This is a genomic window from Corallococcus aberystwythensis (genome assembly GCF_003612165.1).
Taxonomy (GTDB): domain Bacteria; phylum Myxococcota; class Myxococcia; order Myxococcales; family Myxococcaceae; genus Corallococcus; species Corallococcus aberystwythensis.
The window spans coordinates 16,666-41,220 of the sequence record NZ_RAWK01000056.1 but is presented as its reverse complement, the minus strand read 5'-3'; the positions used below and the strand labels follow the sequence as shown (position 1 = coordinate 41,220).

General features: G+C 69.7%; 20 protein-coding genes. 6 read left to right on the top strand and 14 right to left on the bottom strand.

Going from position 1 to position 24,555, the window contains the following annotated elements:
* Together D7W81_RS42970 and D7W81_RS11640 are read left to right on the top strand one after the other, a co-directional pair.
* Positions 1-283: hypothetical protein (locus tag D7W81_RS42970; protein ID WP_208721267.1), on the top strand; the 283-nt coding region annotated here is incomplete at its 5' end.
* A gap of 415 nt (positions 284-698) precedes the next feature.
* Entirely contained in the window at positions 699-1,295 is a 597-nt protein-coding gene (locus D7W81_RS11640) for a macro domain-containing protein (RefSeq protein WP_120555430.1), read from the top strand.
* 72 nt (positions 1,296-1,367) lie between these two features.
* Here D7W81_RS11640 and D7W81_RS11635 read toward each other — a convergent pair whose 3' ends face one another.
* Positions 1,368-2,453: an SGNH/GDSL hydrolase family protein gene (locus D7W81_RS11635; RefSeq protein ID WP_120555426.1), complete on the bottom strand. Its 1,086-nt coding sequence runs from the start codon at positions 2,451-2,453 to the stop codon at positions 1,368-1,370.
* Positions 2,454-2,683: 230 nt separating this feature from the next.
* Between D7W81_RS11635 and D7W81_RS11630 the strand changes: the two genes are divergently transcribed.
* Positions 2,684-3,970, top strand: a complete 1,287-nt coding sequence (locus D7W81_RS11630) for a chloride channel protein (protein ID WP_120555425.1) — start codon at positions 2,684-2,686, stop codon at positions 3,968-3,970.
* A 7-nt stretch (positions 3,971-3,977) separates the two neighbouring features.
* Here D7W81_RS11630 and D7W81_RS11625 read toward each other — a convergent pair whose 3' ends face one another.
* From D7W81_RS11625 to D7W81_RS11580, 10 genes are all read right to left on the bottom strand, one after another.
* Positions 3,978-6,281, bottom strand: a complete 2,304-nt coding sequence (locus tag D7W81_RS11625; protein WP_120555424.1) for a membrane dipeptidase — start codon at positions 6,279-6,281, stop codon at positions 3,978-3,980.
* Positions 6,282-6,388: 107 nt separating this feature from the next.
* Positions 6,389-7,678: a CapA family protein gene (locus tag D7W81_RS11620; RefSeq protein WP_120555423.1), complete on the bottom strand. Its 1,290-nt coding sequence runs from the start codon at positions 7,676-7,678 to the stop codon at positions 6,389-6,391.
* Complete coding sequence (locus D7W81_RS11615) at positions 7,678-8,436, bottom strand: class I SAM-dependent methyltransferase (protein WP_120555422.1); 759 nt, start codon at positions 8,434-8,436, stop codon at positions 7,678-7,680. The genes D7W81_RS11620 and D7W81_RS11615 overlap by 1 nt, the downstream gene beginning before the upstream one ends.
* A 62-nt stretch (positions 8,437-8,498) precedes the next feature.
* Positions 8,499-9,905, bottom strand: a complete 1,407-nt coding sequence (locus D7W81_RS11610) for a DUF8814 domain-containing protein (protein WP_120555421.1) — start codon at positions 9,903-9,905, stop codon at positions 8,499-8,501.
* A 107-nt stretch (positions 9,906-10,012) separates the two neighbouring features.
* Positions 10,013-10,708 (bottom strand): serine protease, encoded by a 696-nt coding sequence (locus D7W81_RS11605; protein WP_158621556.1) that lies wholly within the window; start codon positions 10,706-10,708, stop codon positions 10,013-10,015.
* A 124-nt stretch (positions 10,709-10,832) separates the two neighbouring features.
* Positions 10,833-11,477, bottom strand: a complete 645-nt coding sequence (gene upp, locus D7W81_RS11600; RefSeq protein WP_120555419.1) for a uracil phosphoribosyltransferase — start codon at positions 11,475-11,477, stop codon at positions 10,833-10,835.
* Positions 11,478-11,498: 21 nt separating this feature from the next.
* The gene (locus D7W81_RS11595; RefSeq protein WP_120555418.1) at positions 11,499-12,707 is read right to left on the bottom strand and encodes a URC4/urg3 family protein; all 1,209 of its coding nucleotides are present in this window, start codon (positions 12,705-12,707) and stop codon (positions 11,499-11,501) included.
* Positions 12,700-13,953, bottom strand: a complete 1,254-nt coding sequence (locus D7W81_RS11590; protein WP_120555417.1) for a GTP cyclohydrolase II — start codon at positions 13,951-13,953, stop codon at positions 12,700-12,702. The genes D7W81_RS11595 and D7W81_RS11590 overlap by 8 nt, the downstream gene beginning before the upstream one ends.
* Before the next feature lie 80 nt (positions 13,954-14,033).
* Positions 14,034-15,518, bottom strand: coding sequence for a CoA-acylating methylmalonate-semialdehyde dehydrogenase (mmsA, locus tag D7W81_RS11585; RefSeq protein ID WP_120555429.1), 1,485 nt, complete (start codon positions 15,516-15,518; stop codon positions 14,034-14,036).
* A gap of 203 nt (positions 15,519-15,721) precedes the next feature.
* Positions 15,722-16,162 (bottom strand): hypothetical protein, encoded by a 441-nt coding sequence (locus D7W81_RS11580; protein ID WP_120555416.1) that lies wholly within the window; start codon positions 16,160-16,162, stop codon positions 15,722-15,724.
* 466 nt (positions 16,163-16,628) lie between these two features.
* Here D7W81_RS11580 and D7W81_RS11575 point away from each other — a divergent pair, with 466 nt between their 5' ends.
* The 3 genes from D7W81_RS11575 to D7W81_RS11565 all read left to right on the top strand — a co-directional run bounded on the left by D7W81_RS11575 (position 16,629) and on the right by D7W81_RS11565 (position 20,003).
* Positions 16,629-17,345, top strand: a complete 717-nt coding sequence (locus tag D7W81_RS11575) for a hypothetical protein (RefSeq protein ID WP_120555415.1) — start codon at positions 16,629-16,631, stop codon at positions 17,343-17,345.
* A 175-nt stretch (positions 17,346-17,520) separates the two neighbouring features.
* The gene (locus tag D7W81_RS11570) at positions 17,521-19,260 is read left to right on the top strand and encodes a PilZ domain-containing protein (protein WP_120555414.1); all 1,740 of its coding nucleotides are present in this window, start codon (positions 17,521-17,523) and stop codon (positions 19,258-19,260) included.
* The gene (locus D7W81_RS11565) at positions 19,257-20,003 is read left to right on the top strand and encodes a hypothetical protein (protein WP_120555413.1); all 747 of its coding nucleotides are present in this window, start codon (positions 19,257-19,259) and stop codon (positions 20,001-20,003) included. Before D7W81_RS11570 ends, D7W81_RS11565 begins: the two co-directional genes overlap by 4 nt.
* A gap of 15 nt (positions 20,004-20,018) precedes the next feature.
* On the opposite strand, the gene D7W81_RS11560 is transcribed toward D7W81_RS11565, so the two are convergent.
* From D7W81_RS11560 to D7W81_RS11550, 3 genes are all read right to left on the bottom strand, one after another.
* Positions 20,019-21,248 carry an AAA family ATPase gene (locus tag D7W81_RS11560; protein WP_120555428.1) on the bottom strand — a complete coding sequence of 410 codons (1,230 nt, stop codon included), beginning with the start codon at positions 21,246-21,248 and terminating at the stop codon, positions 20,019-20,021.
* A gap of 181 nt (positions 21,249-21,429) precedes the next feature.
* Positions 21,430-21,954, bottom strand: a complete 525-nt coding sequence (locus D7W81_RS11555; protein ID WP_120555412.1) for a GNAT family N-acetyltransferase — start codon at positions 21,952-21,954, stop codon at positions 21,430-21,432.
* Positions 21,955-22,560: 606 nt separating this feature from the next.
* Positions 22,561-24,516, bottom strand: a complete 1,956-nt coding sequence (locus D7W81_RS11550) for a DUF4091 domain-containing protein (RefSeq protein ID WP_120555411.1) — start codon at positions 24,514-24,516, stop codon at positions 22,561-22,563.
* Positions 24,517-24,555 lie beyond the last annotated feature (39 nt).

Genomic DNA, 24,555 nt, shown 5'->3' with positions numbered 1-24,555 from the left:
GCTTCGAATCTCGTCGGCGCCGTCCAGTGACTTCCGCCGCTTCTTTTCGAAGGGGAGCGGCTTCTACTTCAGCGCCGCCTTCCCTGTCAACCGCTTGCTGTCAGCTTCTCTCACCGCTTGCCGTCCGCTTGTTGCCTGCCGGACTGCTGCTTCTTCGGTGGGGCGCGGCTTCTATCTCTTCGCCGCGTTCGCTGTCAACTCGCTCGTTGACTGCCCTATTTCTTTGTCGGTCCTGCGCTCCCCCCGAAGTGCCTTCCGCGCCAGTGCGCGGGCTTCGAGGTGAGGGGCGCGGCTTCTACCTCTTCGCCGCGTTCGGGATCAACAACCTTCGTCGATCCTTTTCTTCCCCCCGCGCTGACTTTCCGGGGCCCGGAGGGCAGCGGTTTGTTGCGCGGGGGTCCACTCTCTAACGCTTCAGTTCGACGACGTCAAACCCTAGTTGCCGGGGGACCTGAACCGCCCGAAGGCGCCCCTGCGAACCGCAGCGCGAATTCGCACAGGCCGAGCTCACGTGCAAGTCCCTTGTTGGTCGATGCCGTGGGGCCTGATGCGCTCCTTCGTGCTCGGACGAAGAGAGATCCAGGCAGGGCCTTCATGGCTGTCACGGGTGGCCGGCTGGGCGGTGGCCCGGACGCCTTGCCGCTGACCGGGCTGCCAGGAAGCAGCCGTGGTTCCCTCTGCTGCTACAGGGTTTGGGCATGCTCCCCGAGAAGATCTATCTCATCGACGTCCAGCCCCAGCTGGTGAAGGCCTGGGACGAGGCCTTTGACGCGTTCGACTTCGTCGCCGTGCGGCAGGAGGACTTCTTCGCCGTCCCCGCGGACGCGATGGTCAGCCCCGCGAACAGCTTCGGCATCATGGATGGAGGGCTCGACCTGGCGATCCGGGACACGCTGGGCCTTCAGGTCCAGGACTCGGTCCAACGGGCCATCTTGGAGCAGCACCATGGCGAGCTTCCCGTGGGTGCCGCCGTGGTCGTCCCCTCGGGTCACGACCGCTGGCCCTTCCTCGTCGCCGCGCCGACCATGCGCATCCCGGAGAGCGTCTCGCAGACCGTCAACGCCTACCTGGCGTTCCGCGCTGTCCTCCTGGCGGTGAAGCGGCATAACGAAACCGCTGGCGCTCCTGTCATCCGGACGCTGGTGTGTCCCGGGCTGGGCACCGGCATTGGCGGGATGGAAGCGCGGCGGTGCGCGACGCAGATGTTGCTGGCCCTGAAGCAGGTGCTCGCCCCGGCCCGCATCCCCTCCTTCCGCGACATCCATCTCATCCACCGGGCACTGCGCAGCGCCTAGGTCCACACATGACAAGGCCCCCGACCCGTTGACAGGTCGGAGGCCCCTTCTCCCTACGGATGCCGCTTCAAATCACGGCGTCGCGGGGTCGAACGTGGAGATGCTCCAGCCCATGCGCTCGTGGCCGAACTTGTTCCAGTCCGGGTTCTTGCCGTTGACGACCTGGCCGTCCGTGTAGGTCGGCGCCGCGGAACCGGAGCCCGAGCCCGAGAAGATGTTCACGCTGATGGTGGGGCCCGAGTACGTCGGGTGCGTGTTGTCCGACTGGATGTAGTCGTAGCTGGTGCTGCTGTTCGCCAGGTGCAGGTTCGCGTCGCGCAGCGTGCTGCGCAGGGTGACGCTGATGCGCTGCACGTAGGCGTCCTCGGTCTCGCCGGCGCGGTACGCGATGGCCGCGGAGTCAATCTGGCCGTCGCCGTTGCGGTCGTAGTCCGACGCCATCATCTCCGCGAACGCGTCCGCGCACTTGAAGCCGTACTTCGCCGCCAGGTTGCAGGCGCGCCAGTTGCTGCGCGCCAGGAGCGGCAGGAAGTACTGCTGCTTGTTCACCTTCTGGCCCGTCGTCGCGTCCGTGCAGGCCGTCAGCACGTTGTCCGCGTCATAGCCGGGGTAATAGATGTTGGAGATGACCTTCACCTTGGCGGTGGTCGCGTACTGGTTGATGGTCTGCATGCCACGCTCCATGTACGTGGTGCAGGCCGCCAGCGCGTTCTGCAGGCCGCTGTAGTTGCACGTGCCGGTCTGGTCCGTGAACGCGCTGCGCGCCTGCAGGTAGTCGTTGCCGCACATCTCGAACATCACGACGCGCGTCCGGGCGTCCTGCATGTACGAGCGCTCGGAGACGATCTTGTTGTTGTAGATGTCGTCCGCCTTCGCACCGGACTTCGTGCGGCGGATGACCTCCACGTTCGTGCCCCACTTCTTCGCCGCGTACTCACCCTCCACCACCGGGGCCGCACGACGCGCGACGCTGCCGATGCCGCCGTTGTAGCCGGCGAAGATGGAGTCGCCGTACGCCACCACCCGGTACGTCTGCGACGCCGAGCGGTTGATGGTCCACGACGTGTTCTGGTTGATGGTGCTGGCCATCGCGCTGCCACTGAGGGTGGTGGCGGCGAGGACGGCGGCGAGGGACAGCCCGCTGCGACGAACGGACATACCGGCTCCTGAAGAGGTAGGGGGTTCCCGCCCCGGCAATGGGGAGAGGCCGCGCACGGTACACGGGTTTGACTGTGGAATCACTTCTCAGACCCGAATTAACCCCGCAGTATGTATTCCATGTTGAACATGAATTCCGCCACGGCGCGTCAGACTGAGCCCCTTGCGTACCGTTCGCTGACGCGGCGCTTCAGATTGACGCGTTGTTTCACGGCTAGACTGCGCCGCCCATGAACCTCCCTCAAAGCGCCCGCGCACTGGGCCAGTGGCTGTTGCTGGGTGCCATCGTGGGAGGCGTATGCGGCGTGGCGTCCGCGGTGTTCCTGGCGCTGCTGGAAGCGGCCACGGAGTTCCGGCTGGCGCATGAGTCGCTGGTGTACGCGCTGCCCGTGGCAGGGCTCGTCGTGGGGGCGGTGTACGGCCGGTGGGGCGTGTCCATCCGGGGCGGCAACAATCTGGTGCTGGACACGGTGCACGAGGGAGACGCGGTGATTCCCCTGCGCATGGCGCCCATGGTGCTGCTGGGCACGGTGCTCACGCACCTGTTTGGCGGGAGCGCGGGACGCGAAGGCACCGCGGTGCAGATGGGCGCGAGCCTGGCGGACCAGATTGCGCACCGCTTCCGCGTGACTCCGGAGACCCGGCGCGAGCTGCTGGCGGCGGGCATCGCGGGTGGCTTCGGTTCAGTGTTCGGTACGCCTCTGGCCGGTGCGGTGTTCGGGCTGGAGGTCGTGTGCGTGGGCCGCCTGGGCTACGAGGCGCTCCTGCCCGCGCTTACGGCTTCCATCGTGGGCGACCTGGTGACTCGCGGGCTGGGCATCCACCACACCGCGTATCCTTCACCCCAGGTGTTGGCCTTGACGCTTCCCGTGCTGGGCCGGTGGCTGGTGTTCGCGGTGGGTGTCGCGGCCGTAGCGGTGGCGTTCATCGAGGGAACGCATGGATTGAAGCGGATCCTCGAGCGCCGTGTGCCGTGGCTGCCCGTGCGGATGGCCCTGGGCGGCCTGGGCGTGGTGGGACTGTGGAAGCTCGCGGGTACCAGCGACTACCTGGGCCTGGGCGTGCCCGGCATCCTTCGCGCGTTCGAGGATGTGTCGCTGCCCTGGGGGTCGTTCGCGTGGAAGCTCGTGTTCACGGTGGTGACGCTGGGGGCGGGGTTCCTGGGCGGTGAGGTGACGCCGCTGTTCTTCATTGGCGCGGCGCTGGGCAATGTGCTCGCCCGGTTGTTGGGGTTGCCCGTGGACCTGGGGGCGGCGGTGGGGATGGCGGCGCTGTTCGCGGCGGCGGCCAATACTCCGCTCGCCTTGTCCCTGATGGCGGTGGAGCTGGTGGGGGCTTCCGTGCTGCCACATGTGGCCATCGTCGCCACGGTGGCGTACCTGCTCACCGGGCACCGGGGCATCTATCCATCACAGCGCATTGCCCGGAAGAAGCTGGGCGGGCCGCTGCTGGACCGCATCGTCGCCTTGCGCGACCTGCACGCGGCGCCCCGGAAGGAACCCGAGGCGCCACGCTGAGCGGGCACTACTTGCAGGTGAACGACCAGCGGCAGGTGCCGGAGGCGCACTCCCTATCGCTGGAGCACGCCGCGCCCCGGCCTCGCTTGGTCACGCACTTGCCCGAGTTGAGCCCCCAGCCGCAGAACTGGTTCGCGCCACAGTGCGAGTCGCTGTCGCAGAGACAGCTGCCCGTGGGGTTCACGTAGCAGTCCGCGCTGCAGCGGTCGGTGGTGCACTCGCGGTCGGACTTGCAGGTCTGGCCGTACGCCTTGGAGCGCGGCGTGTAGCACCAGCCCACCGCGTTGAAGCAGCCTCCGCACGCTCCGGAGAGACACTGGCCGTCGCGGCTGCATGACGTGCCGTCCGTCTTGCGGTCCACGCAGTCGTTGTCGCTGGGGTTGGCCGGGATGTCGTTCTGGCAGTAGCGGGACGCTCCGCAGTCCCCGTCGTCGTTGCACACGCAGCGGCCGTCAAAGGTGGCGCAGAGCACGGAGGTGCACTGCTCGCTCTGGCACTCGTCGTCGAAGCGGCAGCCCTGGTTTAGCGTCTTGGAGTCCGGCGCGTAGGCCTTGCCACACACCGTGGGGTAGGCCTTCTCGCGCTCGTCCGGCGACACCCATGGCGCGATGCCGCTCGTGTCGATGTCCAGCGCGGGGTCCGCCATGCTGCCGTTGCGCGCGCTCGTCGCGGTGCGCTCCCACATGCGGATGAACACTTCCGACGAGCGGTCCAGCGGCGCCGTGTTCGCTCCCAGGTTGCGCACGTCCTGGAGCAGGTCCGGCAACAGGCCCACGTGAGCCAGGCCCTGCTCGTCGAACGGCGTGCCGAGCCGGCCCGGCGCTTCGAGCTCCTGCTGGTGGGCCTGCGCGTCGGCTTCCGCCTGGAAGCCCGCGGAGCATGCTCCGTTGGGGCCGAAGCGGGGCCGCGTCTGCTGGATGAAGCCGTTGAAGTCCGCGCCGAAGGCCATGGGGACCTTGAGTCCCTGGCGTCCGTACTCGTAGGCCTGGGCGAAGGAGCGGCTGGAGCCCTGGCAGTCGTTGGCGATGTTCGCGGGCGTGTACGTGCGCGTCTCGTCGTGCGCGGTGCGCAGGCCGAACATGCCTCCCGTGCGGCGGAGCATCTGCACCACCCAGGCAGGGGTGGTCTTCTCGTGCTGGGCGAGCTTGCCGTTCATCACCTCCCGGAAGTGGCCGTGGCTGACGAAGAGCGGGTAGTAGCGGTTCGTCTGGGAGACGGCGTAGGCGTCACGCACGCCCTTCTCCGACAGGTGGGCCAGGTCGATGAGCATGCCCTTGTCCATCATCGCCTGGAGGAGCTGCTGTCCGTCCGCGGTGAGGCCCTTCACGTTGCGGCACTGGGCGTCCACGTCGAAGCCCAGCGTGAAGCCGGCGGCGGTGATGCCGCAGTCCGTGTCGATGTGGCAGTTCTCCAGGAACTGCGCGGCCTGGAAGATGGCGTTGTGCGGGGCCGCTCCGCCGAAGCGGTTGTCCAGCTGGTGCACGGGCTGGAGGGTGCGCACGCCCAGCGCGTGGAAGCGGTTCAGCTCCGCTCGCCAGTCCTTCGCGCCGAAGAGCTTGCTGGTCTCGATGGAGAGCACCATGGCGAGCCTGCCCTGTGAGATGATGCGCCTGGCGTCCGCGGGTGACAGGGCGATCTCCACCCAGTCGTTGGCCGCGTCGAAGGCGTGGGCCATCTGGAGCTGGACCTCCACGTCCATCATCTCGTCACAGGCCCGCTTGCGGTTCTGCGGAGGCAGCGCTTCGCAGAGGAAGCCGTTGCTCACGGCGGACACCACCACCAGCGACATGCCTCCGTCGTGCGCCTGCTTGAGCCAGCCGCCCCAGGACTGCTGGTGGGCGATGGTGTCCCAGCGGGGCCACTCGGTGCCGGGCTGGCGGCGGCCCATGTGAAGGCCGGTGTCCCCTTTCGTGCCTTCCATCTTCCCGATGAACTCCGAGCCCACCGCTCCCGCGACGCCGAAGAGCTGGGACAGCACGGGCGCGCCGCTCAGGTCCACGCCGCCGGAGTTGGGACACAGGTTGAGCAGGCCGCTCAGGTCCATGCGGACGCGGGCGTGGTCGCTCTCCGGCCAGCCTCCGTCACAGGTGTCGAGCGCGCCGTTGACGCCGCCGTGGAACCAGCCGCCGCCGAAGGCCTCCTCGGCGAACATGTGGTGGTGCAGCTCCGCGAAGCCGGGCACGTCCACGCCCTGCTTCTGGGTGGCGGGAGATGGCGGGGGCTCCAGGTCCTCGATGGGGGCACAGGACAGCGAGGCCGCCAGCGTCAGGGCCAGCGGACTCCAGCGGAACCAGGGATGGGGACGGGACACGAACGCTCCAGGATGAGGGGAGCGTCCACATGCGTCAGCCCGGACATCGCGTGCAAGACGCGGTGTCCCAGGGTGCGTCCGGAAGCGTCAGCGAGGGGTCAGTCCCTTCACGGCACCGTCTGAGCCGTCAGCCCCACGGCTCCGTCGTCTCGCCTGCGGAGCTCCGGGGTGGCGACCCGGAACTCCGTGGGCAGCATTCTCAGGATGCGTTCGCGGCGGTAGCGGGCGTTGACCAGGCGCTGCTCCAGGGCGGCCTTCTCCGCTCGGGTCGCCTTGTCGGGCTTCGCGGTGCGCTGGGTCAGCGCGGTCAGCCTTCGCGAGACCTCTTCAATCTCACGGTCGATGAGCACCGGCTGGATGTTCCGCTTCGCTTTCGCCTTGCGGCCCTTGGCGTTGTTCTCAATCCAGACCGGCAACACCGAGACGTCTCCCAGGGACACCGGGGCTCCGGGCTCCGCCCTCGTCACTCCGACTCGCAGGAGCAGCGTGTCCCGCTTGTCTCCGTCCCTCCCCAGCTGCCCCTTCACGTGCCGGTAGAAGCGCGCCTGGTTCGCCACCAGGTTGCCCAGCGAATAGGCGATGAAGCCTCGGCGCCCGGACTTCGTGGTGTAGGCCTCCAATGGCTGGAGCACGTGCGGATGGTGTCCGATGACCGCGAATGCCCCCGCCTCCAGGAAGGCCTGGCCCAACGCCCGGTCCAAGGGATGCGGCGTGTCCGCGTACTCCGTTCCCCAGTGCCCCATCACGAACAGCGCGTCACACTTCGCCGCCGCGGTCCGCACTCGCTCCATTGCTTCTTCCGGCTTCAGTCCCCTTCTTGAGGCGTGCTCCGGATAGGTCAGCAGCGCCACGTGCGGCGCGTCCGCTTCCTTCGGGTTGCTGAAGCCGTTCAGGCTCCTCGTGAAGGACAGGAAGCCCAGCTTCACTCCCCTCACCTCCATGAACACCGGCTCCCAGGCCGCGTCCTTCGTGGTGCCCGTGCCCACGTGGCGCAGTCCCGCCGCGTCCAGGTGGCTCAGCGTCTCCACCAGGCCTTCCACGTGCTGATCCCTTGCGTGGTTGTTGCCCGTGGACACCACCTTCACTCCGGCGCTGACCAGCGCCTGCACCATCGCTGGAGGCGCGTTGAAGACCAGTTCCTTCGTGAAGGCCTTGGTGTTGGCCGTGACCGGCGTCTCCAGATTCACCACGCTCACGTCCGCCGTGCGCAGGACGTCCGACATTGGACCGAAGACGTGATCCCAGCCTTCGTGGTTTCCGTTTCGCGCGTGGGCTTTCGCTACGGACTTCACCTCGCCGTGCGGAATCACGTCTCCGCCAAAGACGAGCTCCACGCGCGCGGGCGCGGCCATCCCCCACAGCGGGATGAACAGCAGCAGGGTCCCCCACCCTCGCATCACTCCTGCTCCCGTACCCCGATGAAGACCTCCCGGTTCCAGGGGTCTCGCCGTGTCGTCGCGGGACAGCCGGCTTCCTGCATCCACTCGAGCCAATCATCCCGCCGGAACAGGCCGAAGCGGTGGCGCTCCTGCGACATGCTCACCGTGCCGTCCGCTTCCCTCAACAGGTAGGCGAAGGCCGTCTCGAACGTCTCGTCGTCCGGATCCGGATCCCACGTCCACATGAGGTAGCGCATGCCTCGCCCGTCCGGCGAGTCGTGGCCTCCGGATTCGGTGAGGGGCTCGAAGGTCTCACGCACGCAGTCCGGCAGGAGCACCACCCGGCCTCCCGGACGGCAATGCGCGGCGGCCGTGAGGACCGTGGCCCGCGCGTCCTCCCGCTCCACCGCGTACATGATGGCGTCGTGCACCATCACCCGGTCGAACGTGCGCCCCAGCCGCAGCGACCGCATGTCTCCCACCCGGTGCTCGCACTCCGGGTTGACGGCCCGGCTCACCGCGACCATCTCCGGTGAGCGGTCCGTCAGCGTCAGCGTGAAGTGCTTCTTCAGGTGGAAGGCCAGGCTTCCACCCCCCGAGCCCAGCTCCAACATCGTGCGCGCGGGCCGCTCCTCCGGACGCAACATGGGGAGCAGATCCTCCGCCTCCTCGCTGTACTCCTCCGGGGGCGAGAACAGCGGCCACCAGGCAGCGAGGTCTGTATAGAGGTGTGGCTCTTCCACGGGAGGGGGAATCACGGTGCGCAACGACGCCATGCGGGCTTCCTCGGAGACGGGTTACCGTTCTATCGCCCGGACAACCCGTGCGTCCATGAGGCCTAACGGACCTGGATGGCGTCCGCGACCACGTAGGTTCCCGCCGTCACCCAGCGGCTCAGCTGGACCTTGTTCCACCCCGCCGGGAAGCTCCACGTGCCCAGCGTGTTCCACCGCGCGCCGTTGACCGTCTGGTTCACCTTCACGTTCGCCAGCTGCGTGCCGGACGCGTTCGTGATGATGAAGGGCGCTGCCGTGGAGCGGTCACTCGCCGCCGTCCACCACGCGTCCACCGTCTTCGTTCCCGCCGCGGAGAGGTAGAACCAGAATGTCGCCGGCTCCGACACCGCCGCGCCCGGGGACACGAGGTAGCTGCTGCCGTAGTAGCCCGCCACGTTCGTGGACGAGGCCCAGCTCGAGCCCGTCAGCTGGATGTATCCCTTTGACTGGTCGTTGCTCGCGTTGTTGCTGTCGATGACCAGCCCCGTCGGCGAACCGCCGCCGGACGTCCACAGGTACGTCACGTCCACCCAGTCGTTGTTCGACATGCCCAGGTCCGTCCAGAACGTCCCGTCCGCGAGGTCGATGCCCGCGGGGTTCGCCGGCCGGCGCCCGAACTGATCCAACCCGCCGTTGAAGTTGTCCTGGTACGCCGCCTGCGCCTCCGGCTTGCCCTGCGGCAGCGTCTTCCACATCTCGCGCACGCTGGACGGGTTCCAGTAGTCGTCCTTCGTGTTCCACGGGCCCACGTCCCAGACGGACGTCGTCGCGCATTTGGCTGTCTTCGAATAGCAGACGCGCACCTGGTACTCGGAGCCGCCGTTGGACGCGAGCCCCCGCCGCGACGGCAGCGCCACGAAGCGGTCGTTGCTCTTGATGACGTGGCCGTTCGCCGTCGTGCCGCCCACCAGGCCCTCACGGGTGGCGTAGACGCGGTAGCTCAGCGGCGCGAGCGTCTGGAGTCCTTCCTCCGTGCCGGTGCCTTCACGCCAGCCCTCCAGCGTCACCTCCTGGACCGCCGGGCCCCGGCCTCGCTCGTCCGCGATGAGCGCGAGGCGCACCTGCACCTCCGTGCCCGAGCGGGGCAGACGCACGGCCTCGTCTCCGGTGGCGGTGCGCCATTCGCTCCAGGCGCCTCCGGGGGTTCTCACGCGCACGTCCACTTCGACGCCCTGCCCCAGGCCCACCGTCGCCTGGACTCGTGGGCGGAAGGTGTCCACGGGCTGCTCGAGCGTGCGTGACGGGAACTCGAAGAGGCCCGTGAGGCGGCTCAGTCCTTCGGGCCGGCGCATCACTGCGTTGGGTTCGTAGCGCAGCCCATCCCGTGTGCCCACGAGCTCCGACGTGCCCGTTCCGGCCGAAAGATTCTCCGCCCAGCGCTGTGCTCCGGGCTCCGCCGCCGCTACTCCTTCCGCGAAGACCGCGCCCAACATCACCGCCATCAGGGTGGACCGCCACGACGCGCGCATGCCTGGACTCCCGGGAAACGGATTTAAACGCTTAGACCGCTCAACGTTTAAATCCGTCTTTCCCGGTTCTCAAGAGTCAAGGCGTGAAACTGTCATGGCTCAGTGCATCACGTCCCATTGATGACGGAGCGGATCCACGGCGTGTACGTGGCCACGTTGGTGAACACGGAGAACGTGTCGCACTGGCTGGAGCCGAACCCGCTCGTAATCCCATACAGCGTGCCGTTGAAGGCCAGGGGGCCGCCGTCGTCCTTCGTGCAGACGTTCGCGTTGGCTCGCGGCGCCGTGCACAGCACCGTGCCGCTGACGTAGGTGTTCCCCACCAGGTCGCGGCAGGTGGCCGTGGAGGTGATGCTCAGGTTCACGCGCTTGAGCGCATCCGAGGTGGGCCCGGTCTGCGTGCGGCCCCAGCCGCTCGCCGTGTAGGTGGCACCCACGGGCGCGGGGGAGTCCGGTAGCGTCAGCGTCTGGATTGCCTGCGACAGGTTGAAGGGCTGGGCCAGTTGGAGGAGCGCCACGTCATGGACCTCTCCGTTGTAGGAGGGGTGCATCACCTTGCGCGACACGGCGCGGTACTGCTCGTCCACCTCCACGGCGCTCAGCCGCAGGTCTCCCGCGTAGATGCGCATGGACGCGGGCGTGACGCCCTGGACGCAGTGGGCGGCGGTCACCACCCAGCCGGCTCGGATGAGCGTGCCTCCGCAGGTGAACGCGCCCGAGACGTGGAGGCGTACCTGATGGGGCAGCTCGTAGCGGGCGGCGAGGCCTCCTCCGGTGATGGCCTGCTCCTGCTCGGTGGGCATGGGCTCCCCACCACAGGCGGCGAGGAGCCCCAAAGCCATCAGCGCTGATGCGAGACGTGATGTGTTCATGCGGTGAGACATGAAGGATTCACGTCTCACCGTCAACCGAGTAAATCAGGACTAGTCAGTCCGCCGACTTCGTGCCGAAGAGGCGGTCTCCCGCGTCACCCAGGCCCGGCAGGATGTAGCCGTGCGCGTCCAGCTTCTCGTCGATGGCGGCGGTGAAGACGCGCACGTCGGGGTGATGTTCGCGCAGGTTCGTCAGGCCCTCCGGACACGCGAGCAGGCACACGAAGCGCAGGGAGCCTGGATGGCTTCGCTTCACGCGCTGGAGCGCCGCCACCGCGGAGTTGCCTGTCGCGAGCATGGGGTCGCAGACGATGACGTCGCGGTCCTCCAGGTTCGCGGGCACGCGGTAGTAGTACTCCACGGCTCCGAGTGACTCCGGGTCGCGGTACAGGCCGATGTGGCCCACCCGCGCGGAGGGGACGAGTTGCAGCAGGCCGTCCAGGATGCCCTGCCCCGCTCTCAGGATGGGCACCAGCACCAGCTTCTTGCCGTCCAGCGCCCAGCCCATGGTGCGTGCCATGGGCGTCTCAATCTCCTCCTCGCGCAGCTTCAGGTCGCGCAGCGCCTCGTACCCGAGCAGGAGGGAGATCTCCTCCAGCAGCGCCCGGAAGGCCGCCGTGCTCGTGTCCGTCCTGCGCATCACCGTCAGCTTGTGCTTCACCAGCGGGTGATCCACCACCGTGCAGTTCGGGAAGTCCATGCGTCCTCCTTGATTGGATTTTCAGAACACCGTGCCGTCACTGCGGATGCGGATGGGCGGCACGCCTCCGGGGCGCAGCTCCGCCGCCACCCGGCGCCCCGCCGTCCAGGTCCCGCCCTGGAGCACCTTCGCCAGCGGCAGCTCCTCCGGGGTCAATTCCAGACGCCCGCGCACCAGCGCGGCCACGCGGTCCAGCAGCGCCACCGTCAGCGCCCGCCACTCCACGATGGGTGCGTCGCCCGGGGAGTACACCTCCATCGTCAGGCGCGGGTCCTGCGGCACCAGCACACCCAGGTCCACGAAGAGGCCGCCGTTGCGGTACTCCGGCAGGCCCGTGAGCGCGTCCAGCTCCGTCACCGCCACGCCGGCATCCGCCAGTGGCTCCACCAGCGAGTACGCCAGCCACTGGGACAACTTGTGGAAGGGCACCAGCGCGTCCGCGCTCCCCGGCGGCCCGAGCGCCGGGTGCGGCCACACGTCTCCCAGGTTCACGCCGTCCACCGTCGTGCGGCCCGGCCAGATGGGGCCCAGCACCTCCAGCACCGTGCCCAGCACCTCCGCCGCCCGCACGCTGCGGCGGTGCGCGGCCAGCATGTCGAACATGGACCCCGGCCTGGGCAGCACGCGCGACAGGCCCTGCAACAGGTGCAGCCTGCCCTCCACGCCCAGGAGCGGGTTGGACTCGGACACCTGGAAGCCGCGCTCCAGGTGCTCGCGCGTCATGCGGCTCAGTGCCTCCGCGTCCGCGCGCAGCGGCCGGTCTGGATCCGACGAGAAGCCGCCCGCCATGAACATGCGCAGCGACGCCACCGCCAGCCCCTCCGAGCGCACGTACGAGGCGCCTCCGGGCTCCTGGTAGCGCCACGCCGGGCCGCTGCCCGCGTCCAAGAGCACGCTCACCACCCCCAGGTCCACCTTGGCCCTGGCGCGCTCCTCTGGCGGCAGCGAGGCCAGCCTCGCCTCCAGCTGCGCGAGCCGAGGCACCCCTCCCGCGTCGAAGTGCCTCCAGCGGCTGTGCACCGGGATGTCCAGGCGGGGGTACGCCTCGTGCGTCACCGCCAGCACCCGGTCCACCACCGTGGGCAGCCGGGACGGCTCCACCTTGAAGTATTCGAGTCGTCCGGCGAGTCCCAGGTCCAGCACCTGGTGACAGCGTTCGCGGATGGCCGCCGGGCTGCGCAGCCACGCCACCGTGGGGGACACCTCCTGCACCCGGATCGCGTCAAGCATCGAGGTCCCGTCCCTTCACCTGCGCCAGCGCCCCCGCGTCCGCCACCGGGCCGCGCGTGAAGTAGCCCGCCGCCTTCTTCGCCTCCATCTCCACCTTCGCGTCCGCCGGAATCAGCCCGTCCGGAATGGGCACGCGTTCCAGAATCTCGATGCCCGAGCGCACGATGGCGTCGTGCTTCATGTCGCTCATGGAGACGAAGCGGTGGATGCGCGTGATGCCCAGCCAGTGCAGCACGTCCGGCATCAGCTCCTGGAAGCGCATGTCCTGCACGCCCGCCACGCACTCCGTGCGGTGGAAGTACGTGGCCGCGGAGTCGCCGCCCTCCTGCCGCTTGCGCGCGTTGTAGACGAGGAACTTGGTCACCTCGCCCAGCGCGCGGCCCTCCTTGCGGTGGTAGACGATGAGCCCCACGCCCCCCTGCTGCGCCATCCGCACGCCCTCCTCGATGCCGTGCACCAGGTAGGGCCGGCAGGTGCAGATGTCGCTGCCGAAGACGTCCGAGCCGTTGCACTCGTCATGCACTCGCGCCGCCAGCGGCACGTCCCGGTCCGCCAGCGAGGCGATGTTCCCAAACACATACAGCGTCAGCCCGCCGATGGGTGGCAGGAAGACGTGCAGGTCCGGGCGGGTGATGAGCTCCGGGTACATGCCGCCGGTGTGCTCGAAGAGGCCCCGGCGCAGCGCGCCCTCCGTGAGGCCGAAGCGCTCCGCGATGCCAGGCAGGTACCAGACCGGCTCCACCGCGGCCTTCACGACCTTCACGTCCCCGTTGGCTGCCACCAGGTCGCCGTCCACCTTGAGGCGCCCGGCGGCAATGGCCTCGCGCACCTCCGGCATGTTGATGTGGGCCCGGGTGACGGCGATGGTGGGCCGGTAGTCCACGCCCTGCTCGGCGTAGGCGCGGAACACCTGTGACGCCACCGCGCCCCAGGGGTCCAGCGACACGATGCGCTTGGAGTCGCTCCACGACGGATACGGGCCCACCTGCGCCGCGGGCGAGGTGTTGGTCAGGTCCGCCTTGTGGTCCTGCGGCAGCTTGCCCGCGGACACCGCCAGCGCGCGATAGATGGAGTACGCGCCCGAGTGCGTGCCGATGACGTTGCGGTTCGCGGCGTCCGAGAGCGTGGCCACCACCGGGCCCCGGCGCAGCGGCTCCGACTCGCCCCAGCGCAGGGGCACTCCGGGCACCTGCCCGTCGGGATGGGACGTGAGACGGATGTGATTGACGGGCTTCTTGTCAGCCATGGGTGCACCCTCCTTGTGGGGCGCGGGAAGAGGACAGATGTCTGGGAATGGGCGAAGCAGGAGGACGCCAGGGCGTGGCGTCAGCTCATCCAGGAGCCGTCGGTGCGCGCGGACCACTTGCGCGTCACCTTCTTGAGCTGGCTCCAGAAGTCGAGGCTCGACGGTCCGGTGACGTCCCCGTGGCCGTACTTCGACTCGCCCGTGCCGCCGAAGGAGAAGGGCTCGCGTGGCACCGGCACGCCCACGTTCACGCCCACCATGCCGGCCCTGGCGCCCTCCACCACCGTCTGCGCCACCGCGCCGTTGGTGGTGAAGATGGACGCCGCGTTGCCATAGGGCGAAGCGTTCTCCACCGCGAGCGCCGCCGACAGCGTAGGCACCCGCACGATGGACAGCACCGGGCCGAACAGCTCGCGCCGCGCGGCCTCCATCTCCGGACGCACTCCGTCCAGCACCGTGGGCCCCAGCCAGTGGCCGTTCGCGTACGCCTCGCCCGCGGGCCGCTTGCCGCGCCCGTCCAGCAGCACCCGCGCCCCGTCCGCCTGGGCCTTGGCGATGGCCGTCTCCAGCCGGTCCACCGCGCCCCGGTCGATGAGCGCCCCCATGCCCAGGCCGACCTCCAGGCGCGATGCGCGCCGGAGGATGTCATCCACCAGCGGCTGCACGTTCCCCACCGCGAGCATCACGCTGGCCGCCATGCAGCGCTGGCCCGCGCAGCCGGTGAACGAGTCCACCACCGCCTGCGGCGTGAGCTCTGGATCCGCGTCCGGCACGACGATGAGGTGGTTCTTCGCGCCGCCCAGCGCCAGCACGCGCTTGCCGTGGCGGCTGCCCTCCACGTAGACGTGCCGCGCGACGGGAGAGGAACCCACGAAGGCCAGCGCCTTCACATCCGGGTGCTCCAAGAGCGCGTCCACCGCGGGCTTCGCGCCGTGCACGACGGAGAAGACGCCGGGCGGATAGCCCGCCTCCACCATCAGCTCCCCCAGCGCGGTCGCGGTGAGCGGGACCTTCTCCGACGGCTTGAGGATGAAGGCGTTGCCCACCGTGACGGCGATGGGGAACAGCCACAGGGGCACCATCGCGGGGAAGTTGAACGGCGTGATGCCGGCGACGACGCCCAGCGGTTCGCGGCGGTATTCGCAGGTGACGCCCCGGCTCACCTCCAGGTGCGCGCCGCCATCCAGGTTCTGGAGCGACAGGGCGAAATCACAGACCTCCATCCCCTTGAGCAGCCCCGCGCGGCCCTCCGCCACCGTCTTGCCGGATTCGCTCGCGGCCAGGTGCGCGAGCCTTTCCAGGTGCGCCTCCAGGAGCGTGCGGAAGCGTTGCAGGAATTGGGTGCGCTCACGCAGCGGGGTGGCGCGCCAACCCTGCGCGGCGGCCTTCGCGGCCTCCACGGCCTGGGCGACACCCGAGGCGGTGGTCAGCGGCACCCGGCCGATGAGCGCGTTGGAATAGGGACTGCGGACCTCCTGCGCGGACGCTCCGGCGGGAGAGACCCACTCTCCGCCCACGAGGTTGCGACAAGAGACAACGCTCTCGGGTAACCGAACAAAGGACACGCGCACCCCCCCGGTGTTGCGTGACGAATTGGACGGCAAGGATAGACGCAAACCCGGAAGCCAGGGCAAGGCGGGGAGCGTCAGCGTGTCCTTGTCTGATCGGAAGCGATGGATCTCCCCAGGTTGCTTTGTCGCAAACCCGACCGATGCACGCGGAAGGGATTGCCACCGCCCGGGTGCGCGAACGTGCGCGCCGCGCTTCGTCAGGCCTGGGAGAGCATCCGCTGGTGCCGCTCCGACAGCGTGGTGACGTCGGTGAGGGTGCGCAGCTCCGCGATGGCGGTGGCGTCCTCGGTGTCCGGGTTGAGGCCGAGGGAGATGGCCTCCAGGTACAGCTCCAGCGACAGCAGGAAGCGCGAGTCGGCGGTGAGCGGGTCGCCCTGCTCGCGCATCAGCTCGCCGTCCTCGCGCACCAGCTTCGCGAGCATGCGCGTGCGCGCGGCGGTGCCGAGCAGGCGGGAGGTGGACTCGGCGTCCGCGAGGATGAGCGCGCCGTACTCCATGCCCAGCACGGTGAGGACGGTGTCGCGGATGAGGCTGCGTGCGTCCCCGTACCGCTTCTCCTTCCGGGCCTTGAGGATGCTGGCGATGGCGGCCGCGAACTGCTCCACGGCGCGCTCGATGAAGTCCTTGCGGAGGGACATGGGGCACGCAGGGTAAGCCCGTCCCGGGGCGTCCGCACCTTTCCCACCGTGGAGCCACCCTCCTGTCACATGAAACCCAGGAGGTTCCCTGGTTTCAGTGTCTTGGGGTGAGCGGGAGGGGCCTCCGGACGCACTCCGGGTGCCCGGGAAGCGCGGCGGCACGTGTACCGCGTGCCGCCTCGCATCAGGACCCGCGACTTCAGTCCGCGATGGACCACGAGTCCGCGCAGGGCTCGATTCGAGGTCCTCCGCCAGGACCGTCGTGGAACCCAACAGCATGCACATCGCGGCAACGACAGTCAGCAACCGCTTCACAGGCAATCCCTCCCGTTTGTCAGTGACTCCCAACCCCTACCAAACAAACTGTCGCGGTCCACGGCGCTGAGGCGCCACGCTCGCGAGGAATCCCAAGGGGTTCCAGACGGCACAGCGATTGCTAAGGCTTTCACCACAAAGGGGTCAGGCCATGCCACTGTTCATGATGAAGTCTGGGATTCGCGCCGCCGTGCTGCTGTCTGTCTGCCTTGCCGGGAGGACCGCCTGGAGCGAGGAGGTCCAGCTCACCGTCCAGGACGTGCCCCAGCCGCTCGCCGCCGCGGTGAAGCAGCTGGAAACCCGTGAGGGTTGGGGCATCACCTATGAGGAGCCGCCCGACAGGCCCATGCCGAAGGGTTCCATCACCCTGACCTATGCCGTCACGTATGCCTCCCGGGCGGACTCCAAGCTCCAGGAGGAGGTCCTCACGCGGCTGCTCGCGCAGCAGACCGGGAAGGACACCCCACGCTTCCGGTTGGTGCAGGCCGGAGGGCTCTGGCATGTCACGCCCGAGCAGGGCTCTCCGCTGGAGACCCCCATCACCCTGTCCCGTCAGGAGCGCTCCCTGGGAGAGCTCCTCCAGCTTCTCTGCGCGGAGGTCTCGAAGCAGGGCGGAACGCAGGTCGAGCTGGGGACCACGGCCGGGCTCCGGTTGGAGACACGGGTCACCTTGGAAGCCGTGACCCGGGAGCCCGCGCGGGCCGTGCTGGCGAGGCTGCTCAACAGCCCTCCCCGGCGCGCGGCGTGGACCCTGCGGGCGCAGGGACCGGAGCGGAAGTACGTCCTTGCTCCCCACCGGATCTTCCGTCTCACTGGCAGCCCGATGCCGGCCGCCGGAAACGCGCCGGGACCGGCTCCGGTGAAGTGACCCGCCCCGGCGCTCCTGAGGATGGAGGCTTCCGGCGGAGCGCGGATCCACGGCTGGCGAACGGAGGGAACGACCAGACCCGAGGTCCCGTTCCGTATTCCGTTCACGCGCGGATCCACGGCAGCCCCGGGGTGATTCGCGCACCCCCCGCCGTCCATCATCTGGAGAGTCCACCGTGGGAGCGCCTTTCGCTCGCGCACAGCTGCGCCCGTCGTCCGAGGCACCGGCCCTGGAATGGGAGATCCGGTGGGACGTCACCCATCCCGAGCGCATCCGCATCATCCTCGCCACCGCCGCCGCGCTGGGTTCGCCCGCGCTGCTGCGGCAGGGAGACACGGCGTCGCCGCTGCGGCTGGAGACGCTGGAGCCAGAGGGCGGAGTCCTCCACTGGTCCGGCCTGACGGTGGATCCGGGCGCGGACGCGTGGGAGGTGGAGGTGTTCGGCCACGGCTGCGTCTACCGGATGCTTCTGTCCGGTGAGTCGGAGGAGCCGGGGACGTGGGTGACGCCGCTGCCGCGCCAGGTGCTTCGACTGCGCCGCCGGGCCCACCGGCGTGCTCCCGCGCCCGAGGACCTGCGCATGCGGCTGCCGCTGCCGGGATGGCTGGGCCGGGAGCGCCAGGCGGTGGACATGTCCGCGAGCGGGCTGTCGCTGCGGATGGGCGCGGGGGAGCGCCTTCCGCCCGGCCGGGTGCTCCAGCCCATCGTGCTGCGCACGGAGGGAGGCGAAGCCATGTCGTTGCGCGGGGAGGTGCGCCATGTGTCCGGCCGCGCTGATGGTGAGCTCCAGTGTGGGCTCCACGTGACGCCGCTGACCGCCGGGGATGCGGAGCGATGGCAGGCGATGGTGGCCCGGGCGCTCCATCCGGCGACGCGCACCGATGGGACGCGCGTGGAGGAGCACTGGCGGCTGTTCATCGACTCCGGGTACTTCAACCTGGCGGGCCGGTCCGTGGAGGACTTCGAGGCGCGACGCCGGAGCTTCTTCGAGCTGGGCCGCGGAGCCGGCACGATGGGCGCGGTCCTCACCGAGGTGGTGTGGCCGTCCGAGCGCGGCGTGGAGGCGACGCTCTCCGCGATGAAGCCCTACCGCTCCGTGTGGATGGTGCACCAGCTGGCGCGGCGCCAGGACGCCGCGCGGTTCGAGCGTCTCAAGGGCCAGATGCTGCGCGACGTGTACGCGCACTGCGTGGAGCATGCGCAGCGGGACCCGGAGTTCCGCTGGCTTGCGTCGTACATCGAGTCGACCGTGCCCTTCACGCTCCGCTCGCATGTCGGCTTCGCCGACCGGATGGCGGCGACGGGACGGACGCTGCTGCTGCCGATGCGAATGATTGACGTCGAGTGCGGTCATCCCTCGGGGCAGGCCCCTTCGGGGCTGGAGCTCGGGCCCGCGACGGAGGCGGAGCGGCGGCTGCTGGTGGAGCGGATCGCCCTCACCCGCCCCGCCTGCTACGCCGAGGCGCTGGACCTGCGGATGGAGAGCCTGGACCTGCGGGACGCGACGCGGGCCTGGCAGGCGGTGGGCCTGGAGCGCGAGCGGCACCTGCTGGTCGCTCGCGAGGGGGCGAAGCCGGTGGCGGTGGCCGTGCTGGAGTCCGGGCCGCCCGGCACCAATCCCTTCGGGCTGCTGGACTCCGCGCGGCTGTTCGCGCTGTCGCCTCGAGCGCGGCAGGCCTATCCGGCGCTGATGGACGGGGCCCGCCGCTGGTTCGCCCAGCGGGGCCGCGACGGCTTCACATTCCTGGCCGAGGAGGCCGGCGACGTGGAGGCCGCGGGCCTGCACGACGCGGCCCCCGACATGAAGCCGTACCTGTGGCTCATCCCCGCCGACCTCGCTCCCGAGTTCCTGGAGCACATCCACGAGCAGACGGCACCCCGTCCGCTCTCCCACCCCCAGAAGGAGCTGTCATGAGCCACATCCAGACGCAGTACCTGCCGCACGTGAAGGAAACCCGCGCCCGCCTGGAGACGGAGCCCGTCGTGCGCACGCTCCTGTCCCCGGACATCACGCCGGACCTGATGGCGCGCTTCCTCATCGAGTGGTCCGCCCGGGGCGCGTACATGACCGAGCCCGTGGACGGGTGGATCCGCGGCGCCGGTGAGCGCTGCATCGCGCTGGGACAGGAGAAGGTGGGCCGGCAGCTCATCACCCACGCGAAGCACGAGGCCGGCCACCACCTGATGACCCTCCAGGACGCGCGCGTGCTGACGGTGCAGTGGAACGCGAGCCATGCGCAGAAGTTGGACGCGGATGCGCTGGTCGCCCAGGCGCCCACGGCCGCCATGCGCGAGTACCGGCAGGTGCACGACGAGGCCATCACCGGTGACCTGCCGCTGGGCCAGGCGGCCATCGAGTACGAGGTGGGCTACCTGGCGGTGGTGCTGGTGCCGCGCATCCTGGCGCGCGTGCGCGAGGTGCTGGGACAGGGGACGCTGGACACGCTCACCTTCCTGCGCGAGCACGCGGAGGTGGACGTGGGCCACACCGCGCTCAATGAGCGGATGATGGAAGGGCTGCTGGCCACCCACCCCGAGGAGGGCCGGCGGCTGGCGGCGTTCGGCACGCGCGGGCTGGACTGCTACCTGCGCTTCCTGGGCGACTGCCTGGAGGCGGCGCGCCGGAGCGTGGCCGGCATCACCGCGGCGGCGGCCTGACGTCTTCCGGGAGGGTCACGGAGCCGCGTGCTTCCGTGACTCCCAGTACTCGCGCCGCGCGGGCACGGAGACGAGCTCCCGCTCCGGATAGCGCAGCGCGGTCAGCTTGCCTCCGAACACACAGCCCGTGTCCAGGCAGACCGTGCCGTTGACCCACTCGGCTTCCGGCACGGAGGTGTGGCCGTACACGACCGTCGCCTGTCCCTGGTACTGCTGCGCCCAGTCGGCTCGCACCGGCAGGCCGTAGGCGTCCGCTTCGCCCGTCGTCTCGCCGTAGAGGGCGAAGTCGCGCACCTCCGGGGTGTCCCGGCCGTGCATGGGCTCCTTCAGGCCCGCGTGCGCCACCACGAGGCGGCCGTCGTCCAGGACGTAGTGCGGGGCGCGGGCTTCGATGAAGTCCGCCACCGCCTGGGAGAACTCCGGGGGCTCGCGCTCCAGCTGCTCCAGCGTCATCGCGAGCCCGCGCCCTACGCGCACGTCCTTGCCACGCAGCTTCTTGAGCAACTTGATTTCATGGTTGCCCGGCACGCACAGCGCCGTGCCCGCCTCCACCATCCCCATAGCCAGGCGCAGCACGTCCGTCACGCCCGGCCCCCGGTCCACCAGGTCGCCCAGGAACACGACCTTGCGTCCGTGGGGCGCGCCCACGCCGAACCCAGGCGCTCCGTCAGCTCGCGGCGCGACCGTGTAACCCAACTCCGTCAGCAGGGCCTTCAGCTCATCGAAGCACCCGTGGATGTCTCCGATGATGTCGAACGGGCCGTGCTCGTCCTGGCGGTGGCTGGGCAGCGGGCGGTGCTCGAATGCCACCGCGCCCGCTGTCTCCGGCGTGAGCACGTGCACGTGCCGGATGCCTTCCTTCGTCAGCCCCTTCAGCGCGTTCTGGAGCTGCTGCACCTGGTTGCGCAGCGCGCGGGGACTGGGGTGCGACCCGGTGCGCGTCCGGTTGCGCTCCAGGCAGAGCGCTTCCGGCGTGTCCATGGCCACCGCGACCAGGGCGACGTGGTGCTCGCGCGCCAGGGTCACGTAATGACGGCGCGACTCGGCGCTCAGGGGCACTCCGTCGATGACGGTGAGCGTGCCCTTCGTGAGCCTTCGCGCCACCTCTTCGTGGAGCTTCGTTTCGTTGCCGGCGCCGGGCAGCACGTCCTCCGGGAGGAAGTGCTGGTGCGCGAGGGTGGATTTGCCTGAACCGGAAGGGCCGATGAGGAGGACGAGCGACTGCTCGGGGATGGGAATCGTCATGGTGGGAACACCGAGGTGGAGAGGTCGGCGCGCCGACCGGCGCCCCTTCCGGGGCAGGGCGCACGCCACCACTCCAGCGCGCGATCCCTTCCAGCGTCCGGGTCACGCGAACCTTCGCGGACCCTCCGGCGACAGACGGGATGCGCTCCCTACGTGTGAACGGCTTCCCGCCTGACATGCGTTACTTCAGGGGCAGCAGGTACGCATCCAGGTACACGTCCGGGCGACGGTCGATGTCGCCCTCGGGCGCGCGCTGGTAGCCCCTGCGCTCGTACATGCGCGCGACGCCCGTCGCGCCCCGGCGCACATGGAGGGAGATGGCGTCCACGCCCCAGCGCTTCGCGAGGACTTCCGTCTCCGCCAGCAGCGGCTGGGCCAGTCCCTGGCCGTGGAAGCGCACCGACGTGGCCAGGGCGCGCAGGTCCGCCGTGCGGGGCAGCCAGGCCTCGGAGCCGGATGCGCCGGGCGGATACAGGGCCACCGTGCCGGCGACCTCCCCGTCCACCTCGGCCACGAGGAGGGTGCACACCTTGCGCTTGGAGGCGACGTCGCGCAGGAACGTCTTGCGCTCCTCGGAGTAGACGACCTCCGGCAGCTTCTTCGCGTACTGCGTGATGTAGGCCTCCACCAGCAGGTCGCCAATCACCTTGTCATCGTCGGGCCGCGCCTCGCGGATGACGGCTCGCTTCACCACGTCCGTGCTCATGCGCCGCCGTCTAGCATGACGACCTGGAGCCTGCGCGGGTGCTTCCGGGCAGGCAGCCAGGCTCCGGATGAACACCCGTCAACCCAGCGTCAGTGCGTCTGCGTCGTCCGCTGCTGCCCACAACTTCCACACAGGCGCGTGCGTCCTCGCGACGCGCGGCCAAAGCCGCGGCCTGACTCCTTCGTGGGGGCACGGTCACGCCCGGCCCCCGGACACGAAGGTTGTACACCCCCCGTCCGACGCGGCCGCGAGCGGTCCCAACTGGTCCGACTGTCGGACCAGTTCAAGCTGCCCGGCTGGAGCGGGCGCCCCCCAGCCGCGTTGTCCCAACTGGTCCGACTGTCGGACCAGTTCGCGCGCGGCGGCGCCGACAGGGGCTCCTTCGTCGCGGCCGTTCCAACTGGTCCGATTGTCGGACCAGTTCGCACGCGGCTCCGCCGACAGGCGGGCTCCTTCGTCGCGGCCGTTCCAGTTGGTCCGACTGTCGGACCAGTTCAGGCGGGGCGCCGCCGACAGGGGGCCCTGCTCATCCCTGGGACCTGTTTCAGGTCCAAGGGCTTGGCGCGTTGCGGCAGGCGTGGCCGCTTCGACTTTCCTTCTCTGCGCCTACTTCCTACGCGCGGGCACGGCCACTCGGGCGCGCTGACGACGCATCCCGCCGAGCGCCCAGGCCGCGAACAACAGGCCTCCCGCGACCGCCGCCGTTCCGCCTCCGCCCGTGGTGCATCCTCCCGCCTGTGCTTCGGTGTCCGGCGTCACATCCGAGGAGGTGGAACCGGGCGTCCCCTTCGGCGGGCCTCCCGGGGCCTCATCCGGCACGGGCGCAGTGCCTCCGTCCGTTCCCGGCTGCTGGGTGCCTGCGTCCGGCGGCGTGCCCGCGCCCGGCGTCTTCGTGGCGGTCAGTTCCTCATACCGCTGGATGAGCTTCAGCCTTGCCGCGTCGAACGCGGCGCCGTCGTCCGTTACTCGCGACGCGGCGGGAATCAGGTCCCTGGCCACCTTGCGCGCGAAGGCCGGGTCTCCCGCGTCACTCACCGCCTTGAGCCACTCGTAGTCCTGCATGCCCTGACGGATGAGCTTGAGCCGCAGCGACGCCACCGGCACGTCCGTCTTGCCTCCAATGGCCTCCGGCGTGCCCGGATAGAAGAGCGTTCCGTCCCCGTTGCCGTTGAAGCGGTACTGGTCCGCCCACGCCGTGGAGAGCATGCCCACCGTCTGGTAGTACAGCTCGCCCGTCGCGCCCTGGAGGAACGTCACCCACTCCATCGCTCGCGCCTTCGCCGCCGAACGGTCCAGCATGTACGACGGCCAACCCGCGCCCGGCTTGTTCTCCGGTGCGTTGGTCCCATACGCACAGCCGTGGCTCATGCAGCTCTGATACATCCACAACGCCGTTCCACGACGCTCCAGGAAGTCCGTGTACGTCCCGCGCTGGTCGCCCCGGAAGTTCGCGTCCGTGCCGTCCAGGTGGTTCACCAGCGGCACCGCCGTGTCCACCTGGTCCTCCAGGCCGTTGGCCCTCAGCTCGCGCGAGTTCGTCGTCAGCATCGTGCGCAGCCCGGGCGCCGCCTGGCGCACCAGGTCTCCCGTCGCGCGCACCTGCGCGAAGGACGTGCCGTAGGGCGGCTCGTCCCCCAGCTGCACGTAGGCCCGGTCCAGCCAGCCCTTCTCCTTCATGTGCGCCGTGAAGTCCTTCAGGTTCGCCGCGTCGAGCGGCCCCACGTACTCCAGGCTCGTCATCCGCGCGCCCCGCAGCCGGGTGGGCGCCGTCCCTTCCAGGTACGGTCCCCACGTCGCGTCGAAGCCGCTCCACTCCGGCGGCCACGGCTTGCGCGGGAAGAGGCTGGACAGCGTGAAGCGGTGCTCCAGCGCCATCCGCTGGTAGCGCGTGAGCAACGGCTGCAGCTCTTCCGGCGTGCAGTCCTCGCGGCCCGTGTGCGCGCGGCACACGTGCGGCGGCCAGAGCAGGAACGCCGACGGCAGCGAGGAGGTGCTCGGCAGCGCCGCGTCCACCACCGTCAGCCTCGCCGTCACCTGCCGCTGGAAGCCTCCGTCCGCCTCCACCGTCACCGTCCCCAGGTAGTCGCCCGGCGGCGCGTCGTGGGGCACGTGCACGTCCACCCAGAGGGCTCGCGCCTCTCTCGCGGGCACGTCGAAGGGGAAGGCTCCGCGCGTCTCACCGGCGATTTCGTCCGTGTCCGGCACCAGCCCGTCCGGCCACGCGCCCACCGGCTCTCCCGCCACCGACGCCTGCTTCGTGGTGACGAGGGTTTCGCGATACAGCGTCACGTCCGGACCCGTCAGCTTCGTGGGGCCCTCCAGCGAGGGCAGCTTCGCGCGCACGCCCTTGCGTCCCGTGTCGCCGCCTTGCAGCGCGACCTGGAAGGAGACGAACTCGTTGCGCGCGGCGGTGAGCCGCACCTCGGTGGCGCTCCGGGCGGCGGTCCCCGGCCGCACCTTCACCATCATCCCCTCGCCCCATACCGCGGGCCCTGCCGCGAACACCGGGAGGGCCACGGTCAGCGACAACAGGGCGGCTTGGAGCGGTCGAATCGAGGGCATGAAGAGACCAACGCGACCTGGCCCTGGCTGGCTTCCCGC

What these genes read in the sequence shown, in the direction of transcription:
- D7W81_RS11640 (WP_120555430.1), top strand. Translation starts at nt 699, where the DNA reads ATGCTCCCCGAGAAGATCTATCTCATCGACGTCCAGCCCCAGCTGGTG.
- D7W81_RS11635 (WP_120555426.1), bottom strand. Translation starts at nt 2,453, where the DNA reads ATGTCCGTTCGTCGCAGCGGGCTGTCCCTCGCCGCCGTCCTCGCCGCC.
- D7W81_RS11630 (WP_120555425.1), top strand. Translation starts at nt 2,684, where the DNA reads ATGAACCTCCCTCAAAGCGCCCGCGCACTGGGCCAGTGGCTGTTGCTG.
- D7W81_RS11620 (WP_120555423.1), bottom strand. Translation starts at nt 7,678, where the DNA reads ATGCGAGGGTGGGGGACCCTGCTGCTGTTCATCCCGCTGTGGGGGATG.
- D7W81_RS11615 (WP_120555422.1), bottom strand. Translation starts at nt 8,436, where the DNA reads ATGGCGTCGTTGCGCACCGTGATTCCCCCTCCCGTGGAAGAGCCACAC.
- D7W81_RS11610 (WP_120555421.1), bottom strand. Translation starts at nt 9,905, where the DNA reads ATGCGCGCGTCGTGGCGGTCCACCCTGATGGCGGTGATGTTGGGCGCG.
- D7W81_RS11605 (WP_158621556.1), bottom strand. Translation starts at nt 10,708, where the DNA reads ATGCCCACCGAGCAGGAGCAGGCCATCACCGGAGGAGGCCTCGCCGCC.
- upp (WP_120555419.1), bottom strand. Translation starts at nt 11,477, where the DNA reads ATGGACTTCCCGAACTGCACGGTGGTGGATCACCCGCTGGTGAAGCAC.
- D7W81_RS11595 (WP_120555418.1), bottom strand. Translation starts at nt 12,707, where the DNA reads ATGCTTGACGCGATCCGGGTGCAGGAGGTGTCCCCCACGGTGGCGTGG.
- D7W81_RS11590 (WP_120555417.1), bottom strand. Translation starts at nt 13,953, where the DNA reads ATGGCTGACAAGAAGCCCGTCAATCACATCCGTCTCACGTCCCATCCC.
- D7W81_RS11580 (WP_120555416.1), bottom strand. Translation starts at nt 16,162, where the DNA reads ATGTCCCTCCGCAAGGACTTCATCGAGCGCGCCGTGGAGCAGTTCGCG.
- D7W81_RS11575 (WP_120555415.1), top strand. Translation starts at nt 16,629, where the DNA reads ATGCCACTGTTCATGATGAAGTCTGGGATTCGCGCCGCCGTGCTGCTG.
- D7W81_RS11565 (WP_120555413.1), top strand. Translation starts at nt 19,257, where the DNA reads ATGAGCCACATCCAGACGCAGTACCTGCCGCACGTGAAGGAAACCCGC.
- D7W81_RS11560 (WP_120555428.1), bottom strand. Translation starts at nt 21,248, where the DNA reads ATGACGATTCCCATCCCCGAGCAGTCGCTCGTCCTCCTCATCGGCCCT.
- D7W81_RS11555 (WP_120555412.1), bottom strand. Translation starts at nt 21,954, where the DNA reads ATGAGCACGGACGTGGTGAAGCGAGCCGTCATCCGCGAGGCGCGGCCC.
- D7W81_RS11550 (WP_120555411.1), bottom strand. Translation starts at nt 24,516, where the DNA reads ATGCCCTCGATTCGACCGCTCCAAGCCGCCCTGTTGTCGCTGACCGTG.